Genomic DNA, 24,143 nt, shown 5'->3' with positions numbered 1-24,143 from the left:
AAACGCAAAAAGCATGACGCATTTGGCGTCATGCGATGAAAACGCTTTTAAAGTCCCATTTCGTTAACGACAATAAAAACGGTTTTAATTTATGCGCCTCTGGGTTTTAAAAGTTGAATGAGACCGCGCAAATCGGTTTGACGGTAAAAAATATCCGCCGCTTTTTCGACTTCAGGACGCGCAACAATGCCGCCGTAACCAATCACGGCATCAGCAGCTTCATCAGCTTTAGCTGCGATATCGGTCATGTTGTCACCAACCATATAAACGCAGTTTAGTTGATGTTGTTTTTTCCACATCTTGATCATTTCGGCTTTGCCGGCTTTACCCATTAAAGGCGTTGGCACGATATTGAAATAATTGCCCTCAGCATCGAGCAATAAATCAACGGCGAAAACGTCTTCTTTGGCAATGTGTAATTGCGCTGCCAGCGGTAAAATCGCCTCGCGTAATCCCGTGCTCACAATGCCAACGCGAATGCCGCGCGCACGCAAAGAAACGATCACATCGGCGGCGCCTTCGGTGATTTGTTCTAAATAACGGTTAGCAAGAATTTCTAAATCGCTGCGAGAAGGCGTTAACGCATCAATGCGTTTGCGATAAGCAACTTCAGCGCTGATACTTCCAACCTTTAATTGGTTGTTAATTTTCGCAATTTCTTTTTCTTTATGCTTAAAATCTGCCAGCGCATCAATACCAGCAACGGCGGAAAGCGTAGCGTCACAATCAAACACAATCCCATCTGGGGAAGCTAAAGTAGTCATTTAAAATCCTTTTTAATCAATAAATTAGGCAATTGTTAAAGCGCTTTGATCGCGTTTGTAATGCCCTTTAATGAGAATTCCATCATTTGTTGCTCGTCACCAATAAAGGCGGCAACTTGAAGTTTATTGCCTTTTTGCAGCGCAGAAATTTTATCGCCTGCTAAAGGAATAGCAACGTTACAACCGCTGGGATCGCAGAAATCAAAAGGAGCTTTCAAAATTTCTTTATTATCAACTGCCATACCCAAACCGGCATGCAAATTAACGCCCAACGGCACGGTGACGATCATCACGGGCGTATTTCCCGTTTGCGGCAATTTGCGCAGCACAATCCGCCCAACAGGCATATTATTTTGATTATTAACCAATTGAATGATGCCACATTCTTTCTCTTGGCAAACGCCTTTCCAGTCGCCATATGCTTGCCCTTCTTTAATCGCGGCAGAAGTCAACGTGGCAGCGCAAGAAAGAAGCGATGCAAGAATGAGTTTTTGCGTGATATTCATTTAAATCATTACTCCATAAATTTTGACGCTAAAAATAAAGCGTTTTGGCATATTCCGCGACGGTTCATCGGAAAAAATCGCTGCAATCTTTGATTTAATCGTCGGGAAAATGCCGGCAAAACGATTTTTAAAAGGAGTGGGCAGTTTAGCAAGTGCCGCTGGTGTCCGGCAAATAATATTTACAAAAAATCCATGTTTGGATCATTGCTTTTTAGTTTTTGCCATGTTAACCGGTTAATTGTCGGCTGATTAAATGTTTTAACGGGGAAAAACGGTCGCTAATTTGCACGATATGCCGCCGCAAAAATCGTGCGGCACGGGTTTCACGCGTAAACAAATGAACGATGTGATTGGTGCCGTGATAAAGCGGACGCGTATTGATTTGATGACGGCGGTTATAGTTTTTTAAAAGTTGGGGCGCGGCGATGCTTTTTCCTTGTTCCGCGGCTTGTATGATTAATCGGCTTAAAATGTGTTGACTTTTTAGTCCCAAATTAAACCCTTGCGCGGTAACTGGGTGCATGCCGCACGCCGCATCGCCAATTAAAGCGCAATGAGGCGCATAAAACTGGCGCGCGTGAACCGCCATTAAAGGATAATGATGCAATTCGCTGATAACGCGCATTTTTCCAAAACGGTGCGCAATTTGTTCGCTGATGGTTTCTGCCCATTCTTCTTGGGTTAACGCCATAAATTGCGGCAATTTTTGCGTATCAATCGTTACCACGCAATTGGTGATGTGTTCAGAAAGTGGTAATAAAGCCAAAGTGTTACCGTAAAAAAAACATTCGTAAGCGGTTTGTTGATGCGGGATTTCGTGCTCCACGCGAAAAACGATGACCGTACGCGCGAAATCGTGCAAATCGGCAGCGATTCCAATTTGTTGACGAATGGTGGAAAAACGACTGTCGGCGGCGATTAATAAATCCGCGGTTAAAGTTTCACCGTTGGTTAAGGTCACGGTTGCGCAATCATCATTACAACGAGCGCTGGCAACGCGTTGTTCTAAACGCCAATGGATATTTTCTTGCGTTGATACGGCAGCATACGCGGCGCGGCGAATTTGATAATTCGATACAAAATAGCCTAAATTATCAATGGGTTGTTTTTTGCTATTGTGCGTTGGTTGAGGAAAATGCAAAGCGCGAACATCGCAACCGTTAACGACTTTGGCATCGCGCAGCTGATAAATTTCGTGTTCGGGGATTTTTTGCCAGATGCCCAACTGTTGCAGTATTTCTTTTGAAGGGTGCGTGAGCGCAATTTCGCGACCGTCATAAGACGCGGTGGCTAATTCATCAGCGCAATGCGGATCGATGAGCGTCATGTTGAGTTGACTATCGGCAAGTGCGCGGCAAAAACTCAATCCCGCGGGACCTGCGCCCACGACGATAACGTCACTTTTTTTCATAAATATTTCCTCATTGTATTTTTGAAAAATTTTAACATAGAGACGAAATCAACGGCGGCGCGGGTTTTTCAAATCGCGCTATCGCACAGAAATTTGTTCAAACCACGCTTGAATGCGTTCTTCCGAACAGTGAGCAAAAGCAAGAAAGGGCGGATTTAAAGGATCATCAGCAATGCCGTAACGCAATGAAGTATTACCCAAATAACGCAAACCGCCTTGCGCTTCGTGTAGCAAAATATCGCCGGCAGCCGTATCCCATTCGCAGGTTTTTGCCGCGAGTTTGGGATATAAATCTGCTTTACCTTCAGCGATGAAACAAAATTTTAAAGCGCTGCCGCAAGCAATGTGCTGATAATCATCATCGGGAAAAATGGCATGTAAATATTGGCGGATATTTTGGTGCATTTGCGGTTTTGCGGTAATCACGGTGAATTGATTATTCGGGCGGCGGCAGAAAAGCCGTTTCGTAATGCCTTGATTATTCTTGGTATATGCGCCTTCGCCGGCGATTGCATACCAATATTGATGCGTGGTTGGCGCATAAATCAGTCCAAAAATCGGGTGATGCTGGTAAATGCGCGCGATGCAAATGCAAAATTCCCCCGTTTGGGCGATGAATTCTTTGGTGCCGTCGATGGGATCAATGAGCCAATAATCGCGTAGTGAAGCCGTTTTTAATGTATGACTCGATTCTTCACTGACCACGGGCAAAGGCAGAATGTTCGGCAAACCCTCGCTTAAAAGGCGGTGCGCGGTTAAATCAGCATTCGTCAACGGCGTATGATTGGATTTTTCTTGAACGTGTAAATGTTCTTTTTGACCGTAAAAACGCAAAATCGCCGCAGATGTCGTGCGACACAAAGCGGCGATCGGTAAAATGTAATCCTGCATTGAGATTACAACTTCTTGATTAAACAGAAGCTTTTTTTTCCAACTTTTCTTTAATGCGAGCGGCTTTACCTTGCAAGGCACGCAGATAGTACAGTTTCGCGCGGCGAACATCACCACGGCGTTTTACTGTAACGGAACTGACCAATGGGCTGTGGGTTTGAAATACCCGTTCAACGCCTTCACCGTGAGAAATTTTGCGCACGGTAAATGATGAACCAATGCCGCGGTTTCTCTTAGCAATGCAAATGCCTTCAAAGGCTTGTAAACGTTCATTATTGCCTTCACGGATCTTGACTTGTACAACCAATGTATCGCCAGGACCAAATTCTGGCAGATCCGTTCTAATTTGTTCTTTTTCTAAAATATCGATGATTTTGCTCATCATAGCTCTCCGGAAATTGAATATTCAGCTAAAAATTCATTTAATAAGTCTTTCTGCGTATCGGTGAGTACAAGCGCGTCAAACAAATCAGGACGACGCAAAAAGGTGGTACCTAAAGCTTGTTTTAACCGCCAACGGGCAATTTTTTCATGGTTGCCGCTTAGCAGGATTTCAGGGGCGCGGATTTTACCAGCATTTTCAGGGCGTGTATAGTGAGGGTGATCCAGCAAAACGTTTTGAAAAGAATCTTCCTGCGCGGAATGTTCGTCTCCCAAAACGCGCGGCACAAAACGACAAACTGCATCAGCAACTGCCGCCGCCGCAATCTCGCCCCCAGAAAGCACGAAATCTCCCAAAGAAATTTCTAAATCAATATAACGTTCTATGAAACGCTGATCGATTCCTTCATAACGTCCGCACCACAAAACCAAATGGTCTTTTTGTGCCAACATTTGAGCGATACGGTTATGAAACGGTTCACCCTGCGGACTTAAATAAATATGCAGCGGTTTTTCGCTGACGCTGGCATTAATTTGTTCGGCAGTTTTTGCCAGCGGTTCATATTGCATCACCATGCCCGGTCCACCGCCGAACGGTCGATCATCAATGCGGCGGTAGCGATTTTCACTAAAATCACGCGGATTATGGTAAAAAAACTGCACAATCTCGCGTTCTACCGCTCGCGCAATAATCCCTTGATTAAACCAATTTTGGATAAGTTGGGGAAAAATGCTGACAAAATCAATCCGCATCGTCAGTCCACGCCATTTGCCAATCAACGTACAAATATTTATTTTCAAAATCAATGCGATCGATATAACGTTCGCTGATAAAAGGAATTAAATATTCTTGCCCATCTTTATTGATGACGAGCACATCATTGGCGCCGGTTTCAAAAATATCGCAGACTTTGCCCAAATGTTCGCCGCTTCGATTGATAACCGTCAGCCCCAAAACGTCAGTCCAATAATATTGCCCGTTTTTGAGTTGCGGCAAGTCTGCGCGTGTGACGTTTAACGTAAAACCATTGAGTTGCAAAGCGGCATCTCGATCGCAAATATCAGCAAACAGCGCAATCAATGATTTTCCTGAACGCCGTGCGTCGAGCAATTTTAATGTTTGCGCGTGATGATGACGGGTTGCCTGAAACACAGAATAGTTAAAAATGGCTTCACGAGGACGACATTCCGAGTGAATTTTAACCCAGCCGCGTACCCCGTGTACTCCGATAATTCGTCCCAACGCAATCAGCGTCGGTTGGGCTTTCATTATTTATTCGCAGATTTTTTGTATTGTTTGATCAAACTTTTAACACGATCACTGATTTGACCGCCTTGGGATTGCCAGTATTCAATTCGTTCGAGATCGAGTCGAAGTTCTTCTTCTTGACCGCGCGCTTGTGGATTGAAAAAACCGAGACGTTCAATAAAATTGCTGTCACGCGCATTGCGGCTGTCAGTTGCAACTACATGGTAAAACGGACGTTTTCTAGAACCGCCACGAGATAGTCGGATTGCTAACATAAAATACCTTTTCAATTGATGAATAAAAAGAGGGCGTATTATACGCAAGAAAATAAAAAAAAGAAGCGGGGGAAATGTTGTTTTTATACAACATCACAGGAATAAAAAAACGGGCGAGTTGCCCGTTTTTTATTTTTTATCCGAACGGATTATTTTAATTGTGATTTTGTAAATACACGATCAATTTTAGCAGCGTTTTGTTGTGCTAATTGTAAAGCTTGTTGAGAAGTTTGGTTTGCTTGAACCGCAGCAGCGCGCGCTTCTTCAATAGATGCACGCAAAGATGCTAATTCTGTGTTATCAGTAGCAGTTTGGCTTGCGCAACCGGTAAAAAGCAGAGCAACAGCTGATAAAGCGATTAATTTTTTCATGAAAGTCTCCTTGTTTTTAAATTAGTGTCAAAATGACAACAAACAGTATAGCAAAATTGCTATTGTCCGCCACTATTCAAGCGTAATTTTTTTTTCACAATGTCATGAACCAGCCCGTCGAGCGCGCCGTTTAATTGTGCTAATTCGCGAACAAGCGTTGATGAAATAAAGGAATATTGCGGCGCTGGTAGCAAAAAAACGGTTTCGATTTGTGCGTTGAGATGTTGATTGGCGTAAAACAATTGGCGTTCATATTCAAAATCGCCTGCGCTGCGCAATCCGCGGATTAAAATGTTAGCGTGTAGTTTTTGATACAAAGTTGCAAGTAAACCGCAATACGGCACAACTTCTACCGGACAATGCAAGGTTAAATCCGCTAATACGCCGTTAACCAGCTCACAACGTTCTGATAATGAAAATAAAGTTTTTTTATGATGTCCCACCGCAACGCCAATATATAGGCGGTCGCATAACAAACTGCCGCGCTCAATGATTTCTTGATGTCCCAAAGTAATTGGATCGAAGGTTCCGGGATATAAAGCAATGCGCATTTTTACTCGTCTTTTTTCGCGATTAAACCAAAATAAACTTTGCCCGCTTTGCTGTGTTTATGCCAAAAATATTGCGGCGGTAATTCAATATTTTCTAACGGAAAATTTGCTTCCAAATAAATTTTTCCGTGCGGTTTTAACCAAGCATCTTGCGCAAATTTATGCACCAATTTTTGATGGATATTTTGAGAAAAAGGTGGATCGAGAAAAATTACATCGTAGCGAACATTGGGTTCTAAAACCAAAACATCGCCTGCCAAAACGCGCGCGTGTGGTTCCTTCCATTCCTGCAAAATTGCGCGCAATTGTTGCACGCTATGCGCATGCGTTTCACAAAATAATGCACTTTGCGCGCCGCGAGATAATGTCTCCAAACCCATCGCGCCCGTGCCGGCAAAAGCATCTAAAACATAACTGCCTGCTAATTCAAATTGCAGCCAATTAAAAACCGTTTCGCGCACGCGATTGGGGCTGGGACGAAGTTCAGGACGGTCGTCGACGGCAATTTTCCTGCCGCGATGTTTGCCAGCAATAATATGAATGCATTGAGGTAACGGTTTAGATTTTTTCATGAAATTCCTTAAAGCATAATAAAAAACGCGTGATTTACGGCAACGCACTGTCTGCCGATATATGCGCGGTGAGCATATCTCTTGATTGTAAAACAATAGATTGCGTTGTTTCCCAATCGAGGCAGGGATCGGTCAAAGATGTGCCCAATTTTAATGAACAACCGCCGGCGGTTAAACGTTGATTGCCTGCTTGTAAATAACTTTCTAACATCAATCCCATAATGGCGCGGTTACCGCGGCAAATTTGTTCGATTACATTTTTTAAAACAATGGGTTGCCGTTGATGATCTTTTCCAGAATTCGCATGCGAACAATCGATCATAATATTGGTTTTTAAGCCGTGTTGTTGCAGCAATTTGGTGCACAATGCCACGCTGTCGGCGTCATAATTTATGCCCAAACGACCACCGCGTAAAACGATATGCGTATGAGGATTGCCCGAACTATGCGTAATTACCGCCATTCCGCGCGTATTAATGCTTAGAAAATGGTGCGGTTGTGCGGCGGATTTCATGGCATAAATGGCACTGTCTAAACAACCGTCCGTACTATTTTTAAAACCCACCGGCGTTTCCAGTGCGGAGGCGATTTCGCGGTGAATTTGGCTTTCGGCGGTGCGCGCGCCAATTGCCGTCCAACTGATTAAATCGTTTAAATAGGGCACAGAAATAGGCTCGAGCGCTTCTGTTGCGCACGGCAAACCTAACGTATTAATATCAATTAATAATTGGCGGGCGAGATAAAGTCCTTTTTCAATATTAAAGCTTTGGTCTAAATCGGGATCATTGATAAAACCTTTCCAGCCCACACCGGTGCGCGGTTTTTCTAAATAAACGCGCATCACGATAAAAAAAGTATCTTTTACCTCATCGGCGAGTTGTTTTAAACGTTGCGCATAATCTAAAGCGGCGACGGGATCGTCAATTGAACAAGGTCCGATGATGAATAATTTGCGGTTATCGTGGCGGTTTAAAATTTGGCAAATAGTTTGGCGCGCCTGATGAATGGTTTGCGCGGCGACGGCGTTTGCTGGCAAAGCATGAATAAGGGATTCGGGGCTGGGCAAAAGAGTTTGAGTAATAAAGGAATGATGAGAATTGGAAGCAGTAGGCATGGTTGTAAGCCATCAAAAATGGACATAGTCTAGGGATTTGATGCAAAAAATCAACGATAATCCATAAATATTGGATCGGCTACTTTGAGGGCGGTAAAATGAATTTTTACCAAAAAATAATAAAAGGGATTATCCTCCTCGCTCTCGCCGGCTCGATTCGGCTATTGAACGGAACCATTTTTAGAAGGTGACTTATGAATGAGGACGCATTAGAGATTAAAACGCCATGGCTGGCATATTATCCAGAATGGTTACCCAAACATTTTGAAGCGTTGAAGTTTAACAATTTAAGCGATTTTGTGATTCAAATGTGCCGCACGTATCGCGACCGACCTGCTTATACTAATTTTGGCAGCACATTAACTTTTGACGATATCGATCGTAAATCCAGCATACTTGCTGCTTATTTACAACAAAAATTGGGTTATCAAAAAGGCGATCGTTTAGCCATTATGATGCCTAATTTATTGCAATATCCGATTACGTTATACGCCTGTTTTAAAGCGGGCATTATTGCGGTTAACGTCAATCCGTTATATACCGCGCGCGAATTGGAGTATCAATTGCGAGATGCCGACGTGCGCGGCATTGTGATTGCGGAAAATTTTGCGCATACGCTGGCTGACGTTTGCGCGCATTTGCCCTCTTTAAAAGACATTATCATCACGCAATTTGGCGATGAATTGGGTTGGGGAAAAGGCATGATTGTTAATTTTGTTGTGCGTTACATCAAGCAACTTGTGCCCAATTATTATTTTGAACAATCCATTAATTACAAACATATTTTTCTTTCATCGGAGCTTCCCTTTCAAGCGCCAGAAATTGATTTGGACGATATCGCCGTTTTGCAATATACCGGCGGCACCACCGGCATTGCCAAAGGTGCGATGCTCACGCACCGCAATTTATTAGCCAATATTCAGCAAGTCACTTATTGGGTAGGAAAAGGTATTGATAAACCCGGCATGATCTGCATTACGCCATTGCCGCTTTATCATATTTTTTGTTGCACGGTCAATGCGATGTGTTTACCCAGTTTGGGCATGCATAACGTTTTAATCACCAATCCGCGCGATACGAAAAGTTTTGTGCGCACCTTAAAATCTTATCCTTTTAGCGTAATGACCGGTTTAAATACGCTTTTTCGGGGATTATTGCGTTCGCCGAACTTTAAAAATTTGGATTTTTCCCATTTGCGCTTTGTGGTTTCCGGCGGCATGCCGTTGGATAAAGGCGTTGCTGATGAATGGCAAAACGTTACGGGTAACGTCATCATCGAAGGTTATGGTTTAACGGAAACCTCGCCGATCGTCACCGCTAACTTATTGTATAACGAAGGATTTACCAATGGGATTGGTTATCCGGTTTCTGAAACGTTAGTAAAAATTTGTGATGAAAACGGCATGCCGGTAGAAACGGGCGCCATCGGTGAATTATGGGTAAAAGGACCGCAAGTGATGAAAGGCTATTGGCGGCAACCGCAAGAAACCGAAGAAAGTCTCAAAGACGGCTGGTTTAAAACAGGCGATATGGCAACGATGGATGCGCGCGGTTTTTGCCGATTAGTCGATCGTAAAAAAGATATGGTTTTGGTATCGGGATTTAACGTTTATCCGTCGGAAGTGGAATCCGTATTAAATGCGCACCCCGACGTTTTGGAATCGGCGGTCATTGGTATTCCGTACGAAAAAACTGGCGAAGCGGTCAAAGCGTTTGTGGTGTTAAAACCGGAGAAAAAGTTGACGGAAGAAGAATTGCGTCATTATGCGCGCGCTAATCTCACCGGTTATAAACGTCCGAAATTTTACGAATTTCGCTCAGAATTGCCCAAATCTAACGTGGGTAAAATTTTGCGCCGCGATTTGATGCGTAAAGAACGCGAAAAAATGCAGGCGCCGGCGGCGTCGTAATAAGAGCAACCAGCGATTCATCGCTGGTTTTTTATGAACTTAAAAATAGTATTTGCGAGATTGAAGATGATTTATCTACAATCACCGCGTTTTTTGTTGACGTTTTAAAAGGTTTTTATGGAACAAATTGACGCTCATCGCGTTCATTTTATGACGGTTTCCGCTGCGGACGCGGGGCAGCGTGTTGACAATTTTATCCGCAAATATCATCCCGCTTTGCCGAAAAGCCGCATTTATCAAATGTTACGCAAAGGTGAAGTGCGGCGGAATAAAAAACGCGTGAAACCAACCGATAAAATTTGCGCCGGCGATGTGATTCGTTTGCCGCCAATTATTAATGCACAACGCGCCGATGTTGCGATTCCCATTTATTGGCAAAAACGCATTGAAGCGGCGGTTTTATATGAAGACGATCATTTTTTGATTTTGAATAAACCGGCAGGCATTGTGGTGCACGGCGGCAGCGGTCATGAATTTGGCGTTATTGATGTGGTGCGGTCGATTTGGGGCGAAAATTATGCAGAACTCGCGCACCGTTTAGATGGCGATACTTCTGGCGTTTTGGTTTTGGGAAAACATCGTCAAGCATTGAACGCGTTCCAAACGGCAATGAATGAGGGCACGGTTGAAAAACGTTATTGGGCGTTAGTTGACGGCGTTTGGACGCGCGAAGAAGCGGAAGTTGTTGTGCATTTAACAAAAGCGCCGTTAAACGTTAGGGAAAAAATGCAGGTCAGTGAGCTGGAAAACGCGCAATTTGCCCGTACGTGGTTTTATGTTTTGCAACGCTGGCAAGATGCAACATTGATGGAAGCCGTTTTGGATACGGGGCGCACGCATCAAATTCGCGTTTCTGCCGCGCATTGTCAGCACGCGATCGCGGGCGATAAAAAATACGGTAAACGGGAATTTAATGATTTAGTACGCAAAAAAGGGTTTCACGGACTATTTTTGCATGCACGGGAAATTAAATTTTGCTATCAAAATCAAACGATTCATGTCATGGCGCCGTTAACGGAAGCGATGCAGCAATTATTGGAACATTGGACACAGGAGTAATTGATGAGTGAAGAACATCAGGCAAGCGAATGCAATAATCCCGTTTGGGCGGATTTAGCGCGCGATGCGTTAGCTGAATTGAAGGCAAAACGGCGCTGGAAGATTATTTTTCGGTTTATTTTTATTGGATTAGCCGTGCTTTATCTTGCCGTGATGACGCAAATCGAGCAGAAAAATAAAGTGAAAACGGTTCACGAGCCGCACGTTGCTTTGATTCATATTTCCGGCGTCATCGGCGCGCAGGAACAAAGTAATGCGCGTGATATTAATGAAGTATTAAAAAATGCTTTTACCAATGATCAAACGCAAGCGGTGGTTTTAAATATTAATTCTCCCGGCGGTTCGCCCGTTCAATCGGGGAAAATTTATCGTGAAATCATGCGATTGAAAAAAGAAAATAAAATCCCCGTTTATGCTTTTATCGAAGATATGGGCGCATCGGGCGCTTATTATATTGCCGCGGCTGCCGATCAAATTTATACCGATCCGGCGAGTATTGTGGGTTCTATCGGTGTAATTTCGGGCGGCGTTGGCGTGGGCGATTTATTGAAAAAATTAGGTTTGGAAAGTCGTATTTTTACCGCTGGCGCGCATAAAGCTTTTTTAAATCCCGCAGAACCGTTAAAAAAAGAAGAATTGGCGCATATGCAAACCTTACTTGATGATTTGCATCAACAATTTATCGCTGCGGTTAAAGAAGGGCGCGGAGAACGAATTAATGCAGAAAAAAATCCAGAATTATTTTCGGGTTTATTTTGGACGGGAACGCAGGCTTTGCCTTTGGGACTCGTTGATTCGTTAGATGATTTTTCTCAAGTATTAGCGCGCGATTTTAAAGATATCGCGGTGATTGATTACACGCCGGAAAAATCGCCTTGGGAAGCCTTTTTACGACAAACGGCTTCTCAAGGAAAAATATTATTACGTGAATTGGGCGGCGTCGGTGAGCAAATCCACGCCGTAATTAGTAAATAATTGATTTAATGCAATCAGCGGCAAGCCAATTAAACTGTTGGGGTCGTCTCCTTCGAGGCGTTCAAACAGCAAAATGCCTAATCCTTCGGCTTTAAAACTGCCGGCGCAATTAAGCGGTTGTTCGCGATTGAGATAACTTTTAATGCTTGCGGGATCGAGCGCGCGAAAATAAACGTTGAAAGTAACGACGGTTGTTTGATAGCGATCGCGGTGGCGCAGGGATAATCCCGTATAAAACTGTACGCATCGCCGCGAAAAACGCGTTAATTGTCGTTCGGCGTTTTCCATGGTATGCGGTTTGCCGATGATTTCGCCGTCAAGCGTAGCGACTTGATCGGAACCGATGACAAAATCGTTTTCTGTTGCCGCAATTGCCGTGGCTTTTTCGCGCGCTAAACGTTGCACGAGCGCGGCGGCGTTTTCCTGCGGTAATCTGCTTTCATCGATTTCTGGCGCGGCGGTGGTAAAAGGAAGTCCTAACGTGTTGAGTAGTTTTTGACGAAAAGGTGAAGTGGAAGCCAAAATGATGTGCATGTGATGCCTTGATGTGGGTGGGCGGGCATTGTAACGGCGCTTAAAAGAGGAGTTCAAGAAAAAACGATGAAAAAAAATCAGGCTTCATTGAAAAAGATTTTTCGACTGCGATTTTTAATTTATTGGTTATTGTTGGCTGGATTGTGGTTGTTGGTGCAATTGCCGTGGCGCGGGCGCTTGTGCGTGGGGCGTTATTTAGGCAGATTGGCGCTTTGTATTGCGCGTAGACGGCAGCAGATTGTGCGCAAAAATCTTGCTTTAGTTTTTCCTGAATTAACGCCGAATGAGCAGGAAGCGTTATATCGTCAATGTGCGGAAAATGTTGGCATCGGGATTATTGAAAGCGGTATGGCTTGGTTTTATTCGGAAGCGCGTTTGCGGCAAATGGTGCGATTAGAAGCCGATGCAGCGGCGTGGAGTTTGATTGAAAATCATGATGTTGGCACGGTTTTGGTCAGCGTTCATAGTACGTTAATGGAATTGGGCGTGCGGTTGCTGGGTTTACAATTAGACGCGGCAGGAATGTATCGACCGTTGACCAATCCTTTTTTTGAGGAATGGATGAAATATCAACGCGCGCGCGCGGCAACGCAATTGGTGCATTTTAAAGAGATGCGGCAGGTTTTGCGCTTGTTGCGGCAGGGCGAGAATTTATGGTATGCGCTCGATCAGGATATGGGAAAACGGGTGAGCGTTTTTACGCCGTTTTTTGGTATTTCGTGTTGCTCGGTGAATATTTTGCCGCAGTTAAAAAAACATACTGGCGCGCGGTGGATTCCGGTTTTTGTGTGGCGAGATGATGAAAAACGGGAATATGTTGTGCGGATTTTGCCAGAAATTGTGGCGCAGGCAGGCGACAGTGATACGATAGTGATGCAGCGGGTAAATGCAATTTTTGAAGAGGAAATTCGTCGTTATCCCGCACAATATTTTTGGTTACATCGGCGCTTTAAAACGCGACCGGAAGGACAACAAACGTTTTATTAATACCGTTTCATTTTTTGTAAGGTTAGATCGATGGATAGGTTAGTTATTGTTTTTTTAGCAATTTTACTCGTGAGTTGTTTGGGTATCGCGATTTTCTTTTTTATGTTTAACGTTTCATCGTTTTATTTGAGGCGCTGTGATGGTGCGATTATTTTGGTGCAGAAAGATTATTTATTTTCTTTTATTCCGTATAAACAAACGGTTATTTGCAAAGCGGTTACCGGATTTCGTTTGGAGTCGTATCAAGATAATGTGGACGAAGAATCTTATGAAGCGGCACGATTGTGGATTCGCTCGGAAAACGATGAAATTTTGTTAAAAGGGATCAGTTGTCGCTATAAAGACGTTAAGCAAATTGCGCGAAAAATAGAAGATTTTTTGCAACAGTCTCAAAACAAATCTTCTTTGATTTATAATGCTTCGCTGCCGTTGCAAGTTTTTATTTTATTAATACTTCTGCTGATTATGTTTATTATTATTCAATATAGTTACAGCGGAATGTGAGTTAATGACAAAGTTTTAATCTTTCATAACCATGAATAATTGCCCAAACAATATTATTATTTGAGCTTGAAAAAATGAGACGAATTGACGAAAAAAGTGGTATGATTCCTGAGATTTATCCCATTCAGCGACAGCGAGATAGTTATGATTGATAGCAAAGAAAGTAAACCGCTGATAAAGAAAAAAGCTGAACTTGATATGCTGGCGGTTCTAAACAATCAAGGAATGCAGTTATTACGGTTGTGGTTACAGGCAGCGAAGAAAAGTGGTTTAACCAAGGAAGAGAGTCGTATCGTTGTTGAAGAGGCAGCGCGTGGGGATTTTCATCATTTAGTTGATGTTTTAATTCATAATTCGCGCGACCCTGATTAAAAGGCGATGCGCGTATTTCGTGGTGAGTCATCTTTTACATCGGTGATTTGGTTTAAAATTTAAGTTTTTTTCCGGTGTCTTTTCTTTGGTGGTGTTTGCCACGAATTTTGTTGGAAAATTTTGAATAAAGCTCGTTTTAATCATTGAAACGAGCTTTATTTTTGGGAAAAAATACACAAAAAATTAGAGGACGATTCAAGCGGTCCCTCATAAAATCACGGATTTTTTAACTCAGTATTACCTTTTTAATCACGATCGCGTAATGCTCTTTTTCGTGGTAGGGATCAACAAATAATTGAATTACCTCATTTTTATAGTTTTCAAAAAATCCGAAAATATAGGAATCATCGCCAACGGAAGTTACTGCTTTTCCTTGAAGTACATCTTTCACCGCTAAAAAGTTACTTTTTTCTCCAAGAATAGCGGTTGAATCTTTTCCAGAAGTTTGAAGAATTTTTTCGTGAGTACTGTTTTGTCGACAGCTGACGATATCGTTAATTAAATCAGCTTTTGGGGGCTTTAGTGATGATTAACTTGTAAATAATGTTCACTAAAATCAAAATATTGCTCTCTTTCTAGTGTAACGGTTACCGCACCAATGCCCAAATCCGCTTTATTTTTCCGCACGCTTTGCAAAACAGAATAAGTATTACTCACAAACTCCTCTTTGAGGTCAGCTCTTTTAGCAATTTCTTGCATTAATTCGGTTTCAAAACCTGTGGGTTTGCCGTTTTGATCCATAAAATTAAGCGGCATATGTTTGGGATAACTTTTTGCGAGTGTGTAAAAAGATGCGGTAATTGCATCTGATGCGAATAATGATGCCATGAAGCTGGCGAGATAAAAAACATGTAAGCGTTTCTGCATATGAGTACTTCTATCTTATTGATTGTGTTTGGTAAAAAGTCCTGCATATCCGCCATTTGGAGTTACTTTTTGCAATCTTACACAAAAAATAAAAGTACTAAATTTAAATAATGTTTATAAATTAACAAAAATATTATAATTTTTTAATCCTTTTCTTAATTATTAAAACTATAATTGAGTGCCACAAAAAAGGCAGCGAACAATTTAAACATTCGCCACCTTTTTTCTCTTATCGATCTTTATTTTTTATTCGGATACCATTTTGCAAGTAACTGTTGGTACGTGCCATCAGATTTCATTTGTCGCAAGGCGTTATCGACTTTATTTTTTAACTCGGTATCGCCTTTTTTAAAGGCAATTGCATAATGTTCTTTTTCGTAACTGGGATCAACAAATAACCGAATACCCTCATCTTTATAATTTTCTAAAAATCCAAACATATAAGAATCGTCGCCAATGGTAGCCACCGCTTTATCTTGTAGCACTTTTTTCACGGCTAAAAAGTCCGTTTTTTCTGAAAAGATACTTTTTGGAGCATTTTCAGTAGATTTGAGAATTTCCTCATGCATCGTATTTTCTTCGCAACTCACCGGTTCATTAGCTAAATCTGCAATAGTTTTCTTTTCAGGATTTTTGGTCAAAATGGTGATCGGATTTACTTGTAAATACGGTTCACTAAAATCAAAAATCTTTCGTCTTTCTGAGGTAACGGTTATTGCGCCGATGCCTAAATCTGCTTTATCTTCTCGAACTCTTTGCAAAACGGAACCCGTACCTTTTGCAAATTCCTCCTTAAAATCCAATTTACTTCGGCGGGCAATTTCCTGTATCAACTCGGTTTCAAAGCCGCTGGGCGAGCCATCATTGCCCATAAAATTGAGTGGCATTTGTTCGGGATACGTTCTGACCAAACGATACGTTGGCTCGGCAAAAGCCGCGGTACTCAATAAAGTGATTAAACCAGTTAAACAAAAAACGTGCGTCTTTTTACGCATTTTAATACTCCTATCAAGGTAACAACGGTTGTGTCAATGCACAATAAACCTCCGAATAATCCATTGATCTATAAGGGATTTTTATTATTTTCTTTGCCAATTCTTCCCTAAAACGAACAAAATCATCAAGAGAACAAATCGTCATGAACGGATTATAGGTAATCTGCTCTGAAAGCGTTGAATTTTTTTCAATGCCGTAATCGTGTCCAGATAAAATCTGCGTGTGCGGCGGCAGTTTCTTCAATTTTTGCAAACTTTCAAACAAAGCGCGCGAATCGCCGCTTGGAAAATCCGTCCGCCCACAGCCGTAAACGAACAAAGTATCGCCCGTTATTAAATTATTGTCCACATAAAAACAACAGCTGCCCGCAGTATGCCCTGGAGTAGCAATCATTTGAATCACGTCGGCACCGCAAAAAATTTCATCACCATCTTGTAATAAAACGGCATCAACGGGGCAATTCGCCCAAAGCGGATATTCATCTGCCGATAAAAAAAGGGAAACGTCATCACTATATAAATCGCTGACGGCATTTGTGTGATCATCATGGGCATGCGTGAGCAAAATCGCAGTCAACGTTAAATATTCCTGCGCTAAAACCGTTTTCACTAATTCAGCATTCCACGCCGGATCAACAACGACTGCCTCGCCTCCGTTTGCGATGATATACATAAAATTATCATAACCATCGGCTTTTAAAGTGATAATTTTGCTTTTCATAATTGCCGTTTGTGCGCTTTCATGATGCGGGATTGCGTTTTTTTCCAATCCTGATCCTTTTTTACCTGCCGTTTATCGAATTCTTTTTTACCTTTGGCAATAGCCACGTCAACCTTCACAAAACCGTTTTTCCAATATAAAGAAACGGGCATCAACGTATAACCATCGCGCTCACTCGCGCCGATTAATTTTGCAATTTGATAACGATGTAACAACAATTTACGCGTCCGCTGCGCCTCGGGAAAAATGTGTGAAGAAGCAGAAGCCAGCGGGTGAATCAACGCACCAAAAAGGTAAACTTGTTGATCTTTAACCAAAATATAACTTTCTTTAATTTGAATACGTCCGGCGCGCACCGCTTTAACTTCCCAACCTTCCAAAGCAATGCCCGCTTCGAAATGTTCTTCGAGAAAATAATCGTGAAATACTTTTTTATTGGTAACGATATGATTATCGGCGGTATTTTTTTTACTCATAGTAATCGTTGAGGATAATTATTAAAATAAAACCATTTTTCGGAGAAAGGTTGCTATTGTGCCACAAATTCATAAAGTAAAAATATTACCGTATACACCGGCGCAACTATTTGATTTGGTTGCCGACGTTGAACGTTATCCCGAATTTTTGCCGTGGTGTGCGGCGGCACGTTTAGAAAAACGCGATGAAAAAGAAATTATTGGCACGATTACCGCGCAAAAAGGCGCCTTTCGTTATTCATTCACCACGCGCAATTTTTATCGCTATCCCGATTATATGACGATTGCTTTAATCCGCGGGCCTTTTAAACATCTGTCTGGCAAATGGCAATTTAAAGCGCTGGAAAACGGTTGCATGGTGGATTATCAAATGCATTTTGAAGTATTGTTTTTGCTGGCGCCGATTTTAGTCGGATTAATGGATTATATGGCAGATACGATGGTTGATAGTTTTGCGCGCCGCGCACAGGAAATTTATGGCACAAATTAACGTAGAAATTGTTTACGCCACGGCATATCGGCAAAAAATCATCAGTCTTGCTGTTGAGGAAGGAACCACGGCGCAACAAGCCGTTTTAGCGGCAAAAATCGCGGACTTTTTCCCAGAAATTGATCTCAATCAATTAGATTTAGGCATTTTTAGCCAGCCGTGCCGTGCGGATACGCCATTGCGTGACGGCGACCGCGTAGAAATTTATCGTCCGCTGCGCTGCGATCCCAAAGAAATGCGACGGCAACGGGCGCGGCGTTAGTTTTTCCAGTAAAAGCAAAAATATTATTAAAACGTAATGATTAATAAAAGGAAATTCAAAAAGGTTAACGTAATATGGAAACATCGGAACATATTCCCGTTTTATTAGCAGAAGCCGTTGCAGCGCTGGAAATTGCGCCGAATGGTCGTTATTTAGATGCGACATTTGGGCGTGGTGGACACAGTAGCGAAATTTTGGCGCAATTAGGTGAAAGCGGGCAATTGTATGCTTTGGATCGCGATCAACAAGCGGCTGCCGTTGCTGCCCAAATCACGGATCCACGTTTTCATTTTGCGCGTTGTGCCTTTTCTGAAATGGAAACGGCTTTCGCCGCGCTCGGCGCAGAAAGTTTAGACGGTATTTTATTTGATTTGGGCGTTTCCTCGCCGCAATTAGACGATCCCAGCCGCGGATTTTCTTTCGCTAAAGAAGGTCCTTTGGATATGCGTATGGATAATGAACAAAATTTAACCGCCCAAAAATGGTTGAAAAATGTTGATGAAGATACGTTAACAACGGTAATTCGCGATTACGGCGGTGAACCACATACCGTTGCCAAACGCATTGCCAAAGCAATTTTAGCGGCAAAAAATGATTTAAAATCAACGCTGGATTTGGCGTCAGTCGTCGCGCAAGCGCGCCCGAAAAAACTATATAAACCGCATCTTCACCCAGCAACGCAAACCTTCCAAGCCATTCGTATTGCCGTTAATGATGAAATAGGGGAAATACAGCGAGCATTACGCGCGGCAACAATGATGTTAAAATCTGGCGGAATTTTAGTGGTTATCAGCTTCCACGGATTGGAAGACGCCACCGTAAAAAGATTCGTCCGCAGTATGGAAGGGGAGCCTTTGCCGGCGGAAATTCCTGCCACGAATACCACCAATATCCATCAAGTATTACGTCTTGTTCCACCGGTAATCAAACCTTCTTCTGCGGAAATAGCGCAAAATCCTCGATCACGAAGTGCAAAATTAAGAAAGGCGGTGAAATTATGAAATGGGGAATGATATTAGTTGTTTTATTATCAGGCGTTACTTATTTGGGTTTAAAAAGCGCCTTTTATGCGCACGAACACGCGCAATTAGTCGGTCAAGTACAATCTTTAAAACAAGAACGCGACAAAATCAATGCCGATTGGACGCAAAAACTTTTAGAACAAAAAACTTTAGTAAACGACGCCATGATCGATAAAGCGCTTTCACAAGGGTTAAATTTACATATGCCGCAATCCACGCAGGTGGTTTATTTGGAATAATGATGGTTCGTCCCACAGCGCGTTCGGCGGTGCGTTATGGTCAAAAACTGCGGCGCAATATCGTGCTCGCGGTTTTGGTTTTATTGGCGCTGTTATTGGTTGCGCGATTAGTTTTTTTGCACTGTATCGATCGTCCTTTTTTATTAGAACAAGGAAATAACCGCGCAATGCGGATACGCACTGAAGTAGCTTTGCGCGGCATGATTTTAGACCGCGAAGGTGAACCGTTAGCCATTTCCTCGCCGGTGAGCACTGTTGTTGCCGATCCGAAAGTTTTATGGGCAACATTGGAAGGCGATTTCAATCGCGAAAAAGAAGCCTGCTTAAGCAATAGCCGCCACAGCGATTTTTGCACTTGGATCAATGATAAAGAAATTCATGAAGACATCATTTTGATGCGCTATGAAAAAATTCGCCTCGAACCGCTCGCTGCCGCATTAGAAATGCCGGTTGGCGATATGATGCGGCTTTTGCAAGAACGCGCTGAAAAACGTTCATATTATCTCAAACGGCAACTCTCGCCGGCGCAAATGGAAACTGTAATGGCATTGAAAATTCACGGAATTTTTCGCGAAGACAGTTATCAGCGCTTTTATCCTGCCGGCGAATTAACAGGGCAAATTATTGGTTTTACCGATATCGACGAACAAGGTCAGGAAGGCATTGAGCGGCAATATAATGATTGGCTTTCGGGGCAGCAGGGAAAAGTAAAAGTATTGCAAGACCGCGATCGTCACGCCATTGAAATTGTTGAAGAAACCACACCTGTGGCGCCGGGGCAAAATTTGCAATTATCCATTGATAAACGTTTGCAATTTATCGTGCGCAAAACTTTAAGCGAAACGATGAACCAGTTTCAGGCGAAATCCGTCTCTGCGGTGATGGTAGACGTTGCCAGCGGGGAAATTTTAGCGATGGTTTCGTTGCCCGACGGCAATCCGAATATTTCCGTAGAACGGGTTGCAGAATTTATGAAAAATAAAGTCATCACTGATGTTTTTGAACCGGGTTCTACCATTAAACCGATTTCCGTTGCTGCTGCTTTAAACGCCGGCGTCATCACAACGCAAACCTCTTTTAAAACCAGTAGCCCTTATCGCATCGGCAAACATACCGTGCGCGATACGCATAATTATCCGCAATTAGACACCGTCGGCATTATTCGGAAATCGTCCAACGTTGGCATGGCAATGATCAGCCAAAAAACGCCGCGCGAGCAGTATTATCAATTTATGAAGCAAATGGGTTTCGGGCAATTATCCGGCATGCAATTTCCCGGCGAACAGAGAGGCATTCTTCATCGTCCTGAAAAACAAGATGATTTTACTTATGCCACCACGTTTTTTGGCTACGGTATTTCAACTACGGCGCTGCAAATCGCGCATGCTTATGCCACCATCGCCAACGGCGGCGTCAAAATGCCGTTAACGCTCATTAAACGCCAGCATTCCGTTGAAGGTGAACAAATCGTTTCCCAACAAATTGCCAACGATGTTTTATTTATGATGCATGAAGCCGTCAATGCCGGCGGCACGGGCAGACGCGCTAATACGGGCAGTTATACCGTGGCAGGAAAAACCGGCACCGCTCATAAAATCACCGATGGTCGTTATGATCGCAGTCGTTACCGCGGTTTATTTGCCGGCGTTGCGCCCGCGCAAAATCCAAAAATTTCTTTGATTGTGGTTGTTGAAGAACCAACCAGTGGCGCATATTATGGCGGCTTGGTTGCCGCACCGGCTTTTGCAAAAATTGTGGAATGGTCGTTGCCTATCCTCGGCGTTTTACCAGACAAAATCAGCAGAACCGACGACATTAAATTAGACATTCAGCCGCAATTTTTTGCGCGCGAGGAAAAAAATAATGAAAACCACCCATGAATTGTTAACGGCATTGGGATTGTCAACCGCCGCCGTTGACGATAAACCCATCTCCGCGTTGAGTCTTGATTCGCGCGTCCTTAATGAACAAATGCTTTGGCTTGCCACCCGTGGCACGCAATATCACGCGCTTGACTTTTATACGCCAGAAATAAATTGTGCGGCGATTTTTTATGAACCGCCTTATCAAAATCCGCCGCCACATGCGATTGCGGTGGAACGATTGAGCGAAAAAGTCAGTGCTATTGCTGACCTTTTTTATGATCACCCCGCCCAAAAATTATGGATAACGGGTGTGACTGGCACGGACGGCAAATCATCATTGGTGCATTTTATCGCGCAGGCGACGGGTGCCGCGATGTTGGGCACGATCGGTTATGGCAATTTAAATGCGTTGCAACCCGCCAGCCACACCACGCCTGATGCCATCACAACGCAACAACAATTAGCCCATTTTGTTGCGCAGGGCAATCAAGCCGTGGCAATGGAAATTTCTTCACACGCTTTAGCGCAACATCGCGTGGCAGCGGTGGCAGTAGACGTTGCCGTTTTTACGAATTTAAGCCGCGATCACCTCGATTATCACGCGGATATGGAAGATTATTTTTTGGCAAAAGCGCAGTTATTTGCGTTCCCCATCAAACACGCCGTTATCAATATTGATGATCCGCACGGCAGACGATTAATCAGCGAGCACCGCATTAATTCTTCGGCGTGCATTTGGGCAGTTTCTGCAAAAGGCGCGCACAATGCCGCCGCGCATCATAACGTTTGCGCGCATGATTATTGTCTGCATCAAAATGGCGTTACTTTTACCTTGGCAATTGATGATGAAACGATCGCCGTGGAAACGCATTTATTAGCGCGCTTTAATCTTGATAACGTTTTAAACGTTGCCGCTTGTTTAGCAGCGCAAGGATTTTCTTTGGCAGCAATTGCCGAAAAATTGAATCAATTGCATGGCGTGATTGGACGCGTTGAACCGATTTCATTGTCCAATCAAGCGCTTGCCATCGTTGATTACGCGCATACTGCCGGCGCGATTGAAAGCGTGTTAACGGGTATTCGTCCGCATATTTCCGGAAAATTATGGTTAATTTTTGGTTGCGGCGGCAATCGCGATCGTGGCAAACGTGCATTAATGGCGCAAGCGGCAGAACGTTTTGCCGATGCCGTTATCGTTACCGATGACAATCCGCGCACCGAAGATCCAGCGGCAATTATTGCAGACGTAATGCAAGGATTTGAATATCCAGAAAAAATTCATGTTATTCAACCGCGCGAGCAAGCAATTCATTATGCGCTTGCTCAATTGCACGCCGGCGATGCGGTTTTAATTACTGGAAAAGGGCACGAAGATTATCAAATTATCGGCACGACCAAATATCCTTTTTCTGATCAAGCCGTGATTAAAGCGTGGATAAACCCATGATCGCAGCGTGGACAGCAAAAGAAATCGCGACGATCGTCGGCGGTTATTTGCGCGGCAATGACGACTGGCGCGCTTTAGAAGTTTCAACAGATACGAGAACGCTCACCGCAGGGCAATTATTTATCGCGTTGCGCGGTGAACATTTTTGCGGCGAGGATTTTTTGCAAACCGCGCAAGAACGCGGTGCCGTGGCAGTAATAGTGCAAGAATATCGCGAAATTGATATACCGCAAATTGTTGTAAACGATACTTTAACCGCGCTGCAAATGCTCGCCGCCGCGCGCCGAAAACAAAGCAATGCTTTTATTATTGGATTGACGGGAACAAACGGCAAAACGTCCACCAAAGAAATGTTGTACCGCATTTTAAGCGCGCAGGGAAAAACGCTGGCAACCGTTGGCAATTTAAATAACGATATCGGCGTGCCGCTGACTTTATTACGTTTACAAAATGAACATCGTTTTGCCGTGATTGAGATGGGCGCTAATCACCCGCGCGATATTGAGCGGTTGGTTAAAATCGTTTGTCCGGACGTTGCCGTAATTACTAATGTAAGCGCCGCGCATTTGCAAGGTTTTGGCTCACTCGACGGCGTCGCCGCGGCAAAGTCAGAAATTTATCGCTTCAGTTCGGGCGCTTTGGTCGTCAACGCAGATTTGCCGCAAGCGGCGGCGTGGTTGCAAGAATTCGGTCATCGTTCCATACAAACATTTGCTTTGGAACAATCTGCGCAGTGGACGGCGGCAGATATTTCCGATAACGGACAACGTTTTACTTTGATGCATTTGGCGCAACGCGCAGAAATCGCGTGGCAATTATGCGGTCGTCATAATGTGGCAAATGCATTGGCGGCAACGGCGGCGGCATCTTTTGCCGGCGTTTCTTTGGCGCAAAGTGCGCAAGCTTTGCAGGGATTGCGTTTGCAGCAATCACGGTTGGTTGCGCTTCATGTTCGGCATCATACGCTTTATGACGATACCTATAACGCCAATCCTGCTTCGTTTAAAGCCGCCATTGAAGTGATTAAAACCGCGGCGCATTCGTTGGTGATTGCCGGAAAAATGGGCGAACTCGGCGCACAAAGCGCAGCGTTACACGCAGAAGTGGCTGCTTTTGCTCGCGAAAAAGGCATCAAACATTTTTGGGCACTTTCGGTGCCGGATTATGCGGCAGGTTTTCCTGATGCGCGATTGTTTGAAGATGTTGAAGCCGTCAATCAAGCTTTGCGCGATATACTCGCCGGCGAAAAACCGTATACCGTTTTGGTCAAAGGATCTCGTAGCGCGCGCATGGAACGCGTGATTGCGGCGCTTGATATAGAAAAGGATTAATT

Annotated in this window: 31 protein-coding genes; 13 read left to right on the top strand and 18 right to left on the bottom strand. The window is 43.6% G+C overall.

The features are described from left to right. Positions 1-89: 89 nt before the first annotated feature. The 12 genes from AKG33_RS05890 to AKG33_RS05835 all read right to left on the bottom strand — a co-directional run bounded on the left by AKG33_RS05890 (position 90) and on the right by AKG33_RS05835 (position 8,085). Positions 90-764, bottom strand: a complete 675-nt coding sequence (locus AKG33_RS05890; protein WP_012031327.1) for an HAD-IB family phosphatase — start codon at positions 762-764, stop codon at positions 90-92. A gap of 35 nt (positions 765-799) precedes the next feature. Further along, the gene (locus AKG33_RS05885) at positions 800-1,270 is read right to left on the bottom strand and encodes an invasion associated locus B family protein (protein ID WP_012031326.1); all 471 of its coding nucleotides are present in this window, start codon (positions 1,268-1,270) and stop codon (positions 800-802) included. A 226-nt stretch (positions 1,271-1,496) separates the two neighbouring features. Continuing rightward, on the bottom strand, positions 1,497-2,681 hold the full coding sequence (ubiM, locus tag AKG33_RS05880) for a 5-demethoxyubiquinol-8 5-hydroxylase UbiM (RefSeq protein ID WP_050708030.1): 1,185 nt from the start codon (positions 2,679-2,681) through the stop codon (positions 1,497-1,499). Positions 2,682-2,759: 78 nt separating this feature from the next. After that, positions 2,760-3,572, bottom strand: a complete 813-nt coding sequence (locus AKG33_RS05875) for a 3'(2'),5'-bisphosphate nucleotidase CysQ family protein (protein ID WP_050708029.1) — start codon at positions 3,570-3,572, stop codon at positions 2,760-2,762. A gap of 19 nt (positions 3,573-3,591) precedes the next feature. Next, on the bottom strand, positions 3,592-3,954 hold the full coding sequence (gene rplS, locus AKG33_RS05870) for a 50S ribosomal protein L19 (protein ID WP_012031322.1): 363 nt from the start codon (positions 3,952-3,954) through the stop codon (positions 3,592-3,594). After that, a complete protein-coding gene (gene trmD, locus AKG33_RS05865) occupies positions 3,954-4,706 on the bottom strand; it encodes a tRNA (guanosine(37)-N1)-methyltransferase TrmD (protein WP_041729581.1) in 753 nt (250 codons plus the stop codon). The genes rplS and trmD overlap by 1 nt, the downstream gene beginning before the upstream one ends. Then, positions 4,696-5,223 carry a ribosome maturation factor RimM gene (gene rimM, locus AKG33_RS05860; RefSeq protein WP_012031320.1) on the bottom strand — a complete coding sequence of 176 codons (528 nt, stop codon included), beginning with the start codon at positions 5,221-5,223 and terminating at the stop codon, positions 4,696-4,698. The genes trmD and rimM overlap by 11 nt, the downstream gene beginning before the upstream one ends. Continuing rightward, complete coding sequence (rpsP, locus tag AKG33_RS05855; RefSeq protein WP_012031319.1) at positions 5,223-5,477, bottom strand: 30S ribosomal protein S16; 255 nt, start codon at positions 5,475-5,477, stop codon at positions 5,223-5,225. The genes rimM and rpsP overlap by 1 nt, the downstream gene beginning before the upstream one ends. Before the next feature lie 149 nt (positions 5,478-5,626). Continuing rightward, entirely contained in the window at positions 5,627-5,848 is a 222-nt protein-coding gene (locus tag AKG33_RS05850; protein ID WP_012031318.1) for an alanine-zipper protein, read from the bottom strand. A 59-nt stretch (positions 5,849-5,907) separates the two neighbouring features. Then, positions 5,908-6,399: a pantetheine-phosphate adenylyltransferase gene (coaD, locus tag AKG33_RS05845; RefSeq protein WP_050708028.1), complete on the bottom strand. Its 492-nt coding sequence runs from the start codon at positions 6,397-6,399 to the stop codon at positions 5,908-5,910. A 2-nt stretch (positions 6,400-6,401) separates the two neighbouring features. Continuing rightward, on the bottom strand, positions 6,402-6,971 hold the full coding sequence (rsmD, locus tag AKG33_RS05840) for a 16S rRNA (guanine(966)-N(2))-methyltransferase RsmD (RefSeq protein WP_012031316.1): 570 nt from the start codon (positions 6,969-6,971) through the stop codon (positions 6,402-6,404). Between the two features lie 34 nt (positions 6,972-7,005). Next, complete coding sequence (locus AKG33_RS05835; RefSeq protein ID WP_012031315.1) at positions 7,006-8,085, bottom strand: 3-deoxy-7-phosphoheptulonate synthase; 1,080 nt, start codon at positions 8,083-8,085, stop codon at positions 7,006-7,008. A gap of 215 nt (positions 8,086-8,300) precedes the next feature. On the opposite strand from AKG33_RS05835, the gene AKG33_RS05830 reads away from it, so the two are divergent. From AKG33_RS05830 to sppA, 3 genes are all read left to right on the top strand, one after another. Next, a complete protein-coding gene (locus tag AKG33_RS05830) occupies positions 8,301-9,995 on the top strand; it encodes an AMP-binding protein (protein ID WP_041729946.1) in 1,695 nt (564 codons plus the stop codon). 117 nt (positions 9,996-10,112) lie between these two features. Next, positions 10,113-11,054 carry an RluA family pseudouridine synthase gene (locus tag AKG33_RS05825; protein ID WP_012031313.1) on the top strand — a complete coding sequence of 314 codons (942 nt, stop codon included), beginning with the start codon at positions 10,113-10,115 and terminating at the stop codon, positions 11,052-11,054. A gap of 3 nt (positions 11,055-11,057) precedes the next feature. Continuing rightward, positions 11,058-12,029 (top strand): signal peptide peptidase SppA, encoded by a 972-nt coding sequence (gene sppA, locus AKG33_RS05820; protein WP_012031312.1) that lies wholly within the window; start codon positions 11,058-11,060, stop codon positions 12,027-12,029. Here the strand turns inward: sppA and AKG33_RS05815 are convergent. Then, positions 11,976-12,563 (bottom strand): Maf family protein, encoded by a 588-nt coding sequence (locus tag AKG33_RS05815; protein ID WP_012031311.1) that lies wholly within the window; start codon positions 12,561-12,563, stop codon positions 11,976-11,978. The two genes, sppA and AKG33_RS05815, sit on opposite strands and share 54 nt — an antisense overlap. 66 nt (positions 12,564-12,629) lie before the next feature. Between AKG33_RS05815 and AKG33_RS05810 the strand changes: the two genes are divergently transcribed. From AKG33_RS05810 to AKG33_RS05800, 3 genes are all read left to right on the top strand, one after another. Further along, complete coding sequence (locus AKG33_RS05810) at positions 12,630-13,550, top strand: LpxL/LpxP family acyltransferase (RefSeq protein ID WP_082203972.1); 921 nt, start codon at positions 12,630-12,632, stop codon at positions 13,548-13,550. A 30-nt stretch (positions 13,551-13,580) separates the two neighbouring features. Beyond that, positions 13,581-14,054: a hypothetical protein gene (locus AKG33_RS05805; protein WP_012031309.1), complete on the top strand. Its 474-nt coding sequence runs from the start codon at positions 13,581-13,583 to the stop codon at positions 14,052-14,054. A gap of 144 nt (positions 14,055-14,198) precedes the next feature. Next, positions 14,199-14,426, top strand: a complete 228-nt coding sequence (locus AKG33_RS05800; protein ID WP_012031308.1) for a hypothetical protein — start codon at positions 14,199-14,201, stop codon at positions 14,424-14,426. A gap of 226 nt (positions 14,427-14,652) precedes the next feature. On the opposite strand, the gene AKG33_RS07385 is transcribed toward AKG33_RS05800, so the two are convergent. The 5 genes from AKG33_RS07385 to smpB form a co-directional block, all read right to left on the bottom strand. Next, on the bottom strand, positions 14,653-14,817 hold the full coding sequence (locus AKG33_RS07385; protein WP_161802468.1) for a hypothetical protein: 165 nt from the start codon (positions 14,815-14,817) through the stop codon (positions 14,653-14,655). Positions 14,818-14,945: 128 nt separating this feature from the next. Then, positions 14,946-15,254 carry a transporter substrate-binding domain-containing protein gene (locus AKG33_RS05795; protein ID WP_161802467.1) on the bottom strand — a complete coding sequence of 103 codons (309 nt, stop codon included), beginning with the start codon at positions 15,252-15,254 and terminating at the stop codon, positions 14,946-14,948. A gap of 278 nt (positions 15,255-15,532) precedes the next feature. Next, positions 15,533-16,288, bottom strand: a complete 756-nt coding sequence (locus AKG33_RS05790; RefSeq protein ID WP_012031307.1) for a substrate-binding periplasmic protein — start codon at positions 16,286-16,288, stop codon at positions 15,533-15,535. 13 nt (positions 16,289-16,301) lie between these two features. Next, complete coding sequence (locus AKG33_RS05785) at positions 16,302-17,057, bottom strand: MBL fold metallo-hydrolase (protein WP_119185545.1); 756 nt, start codon at positions 17,055-17,057, stop codon at positions 16,302-16,304. Beyond that, on the bottom strand, positions 17,006-17,485 hold the full coding sequence (gene smpB / locus AKG33_RS05780; RefSeq protein WP_012031305.1) for an SsrA-binding protein SmpB: 480 nt from the start codon (positions 17,483-17,485) through the stop codon (positions 17,006-17,008). The genes AKG33_RS05785 and smpB overlap by 52 nt, the downstream gene beginning before the upstream one ends. A gap of 58 nt (positions 17,486-17,543) precedes the next feature. Here smpB and AKG33_RS05775 point away from each other — a divergent pair, with 58 nt between their 5' ends. From AKG33_RS05775 to AKG33_RS05745, 7 genes are all read left to right on the top strand, one after another. Continuing rightward, on the top strand, positions 17,544-17,975 hold the full coding sequence (locus AKG33_RS05775) for a type II toxin-antitoxin system RatA family toxin (protein WP_012031304.1): 432 nt from the start codon (positions 17,544-17,546) through the stop codon (positions 17,973-17,975). Next, positions 17,962-18,237 carry an RnfH family protein gene (locus tag AKG33_RS05770; RefSeq protein WP_012031303.1) on the top strand — a complete coding sequence of 92 codons (276 nt, stop codon included), beginning with the start codon at positions 17,962-17,964 and terminating at the stop codon, positions 18,235-18,237. Before AKG33_RS05775 ends, AKG33_RS05770 begins: the two co-directional genes overlap by 14 nt. A gap of 74 nt (positions 18,238-18,311) precedes the next feature. Then, positions 18,312-19,238 (top strand): 16S rRNA (cytosine(1402)-N(4))-methyltransferase RsmH, encoded by a 927-nt coding sequence (rsmH, locus tag AKG33_RS05765; protein ID WP_012031302.1) that lies wholly within the window; start codon positions 18,312-18,314, stop codon positions 19,236-19,238. After that, positions 19,235-19,498 (top strand): cell division protein FtsL, encoded by a 264-nt coding sequence (ftsL, locus tag AKG33_RS05760; RefSeq protein WP_012031301.1) that lies wholly within the window; start codon positions 19,235-19,237, stop codon positions 19,496-19,498. Before rsmH ends, ftsL begins: the two co-directional genes overlap by 4 nt. A 2-nt stretch (positions 19,499-19,500) precedes the next feature. Next, a complete protein-coding gene (locus tag AKG33_RS05755) occupies positions 19,501-21,378 on the top strand; it encodes a peptidoglycan D,D-transpeptidase FtsI family protein (protein ID WP_012031300.1) in 1,878 nt (625 codons plus the stop codon). Further along, on the top strand, positions 21,362-22,810 hold the full coding sequence (locus AKG33_RS05750; protein WP_050708027.1) for a UDP-N-acetylmuramoyl-L-alanyl-D-glutamate--2,6-diaminopimelate ligase: 1,449 nt from the start codon (positions 21,362-21,364) through the stop codon (positions 22,808-22,810). The genes AKG33_RS05755 and AKG33_RS05750 overlap by 17 nt, the downstream gene beginning before the upstream one ends. Continuing rightward, positions 22,807-24,141, top strand: coding sequence for a UDP-N-acetylmuramoyl-tripeptide--D-alanyl-D-alanine ligase (locus AKG33_RS05745; protein ID WP_012031298.1), 1,335 nt, complete (start codon positions 22,807-22,809; stop codon positions 24,139-24,141). Before AKG33_RS05750 ends, AKG33_RS05745 begins: the two co-directional genes overlap by 4 nt. Positions 24,142-24,143 lie beyond the last annotated feature (2 nt).

Origin of the sequence: Dichelobacter nodosus, assembly GCF_001263335.1 — a bacterium.
GTDB lineage: Bacteria > Pseudomonadota > Gammaproteobacteria > Cardiobacteriales > Cardiobacteriaceae > Dichelobacter > Dichelobacter nodosus.
Note: the sequence above shows the minus strand (reverse complement) of the source record. Positions and strands in the feature narration are given on the sequence as shown.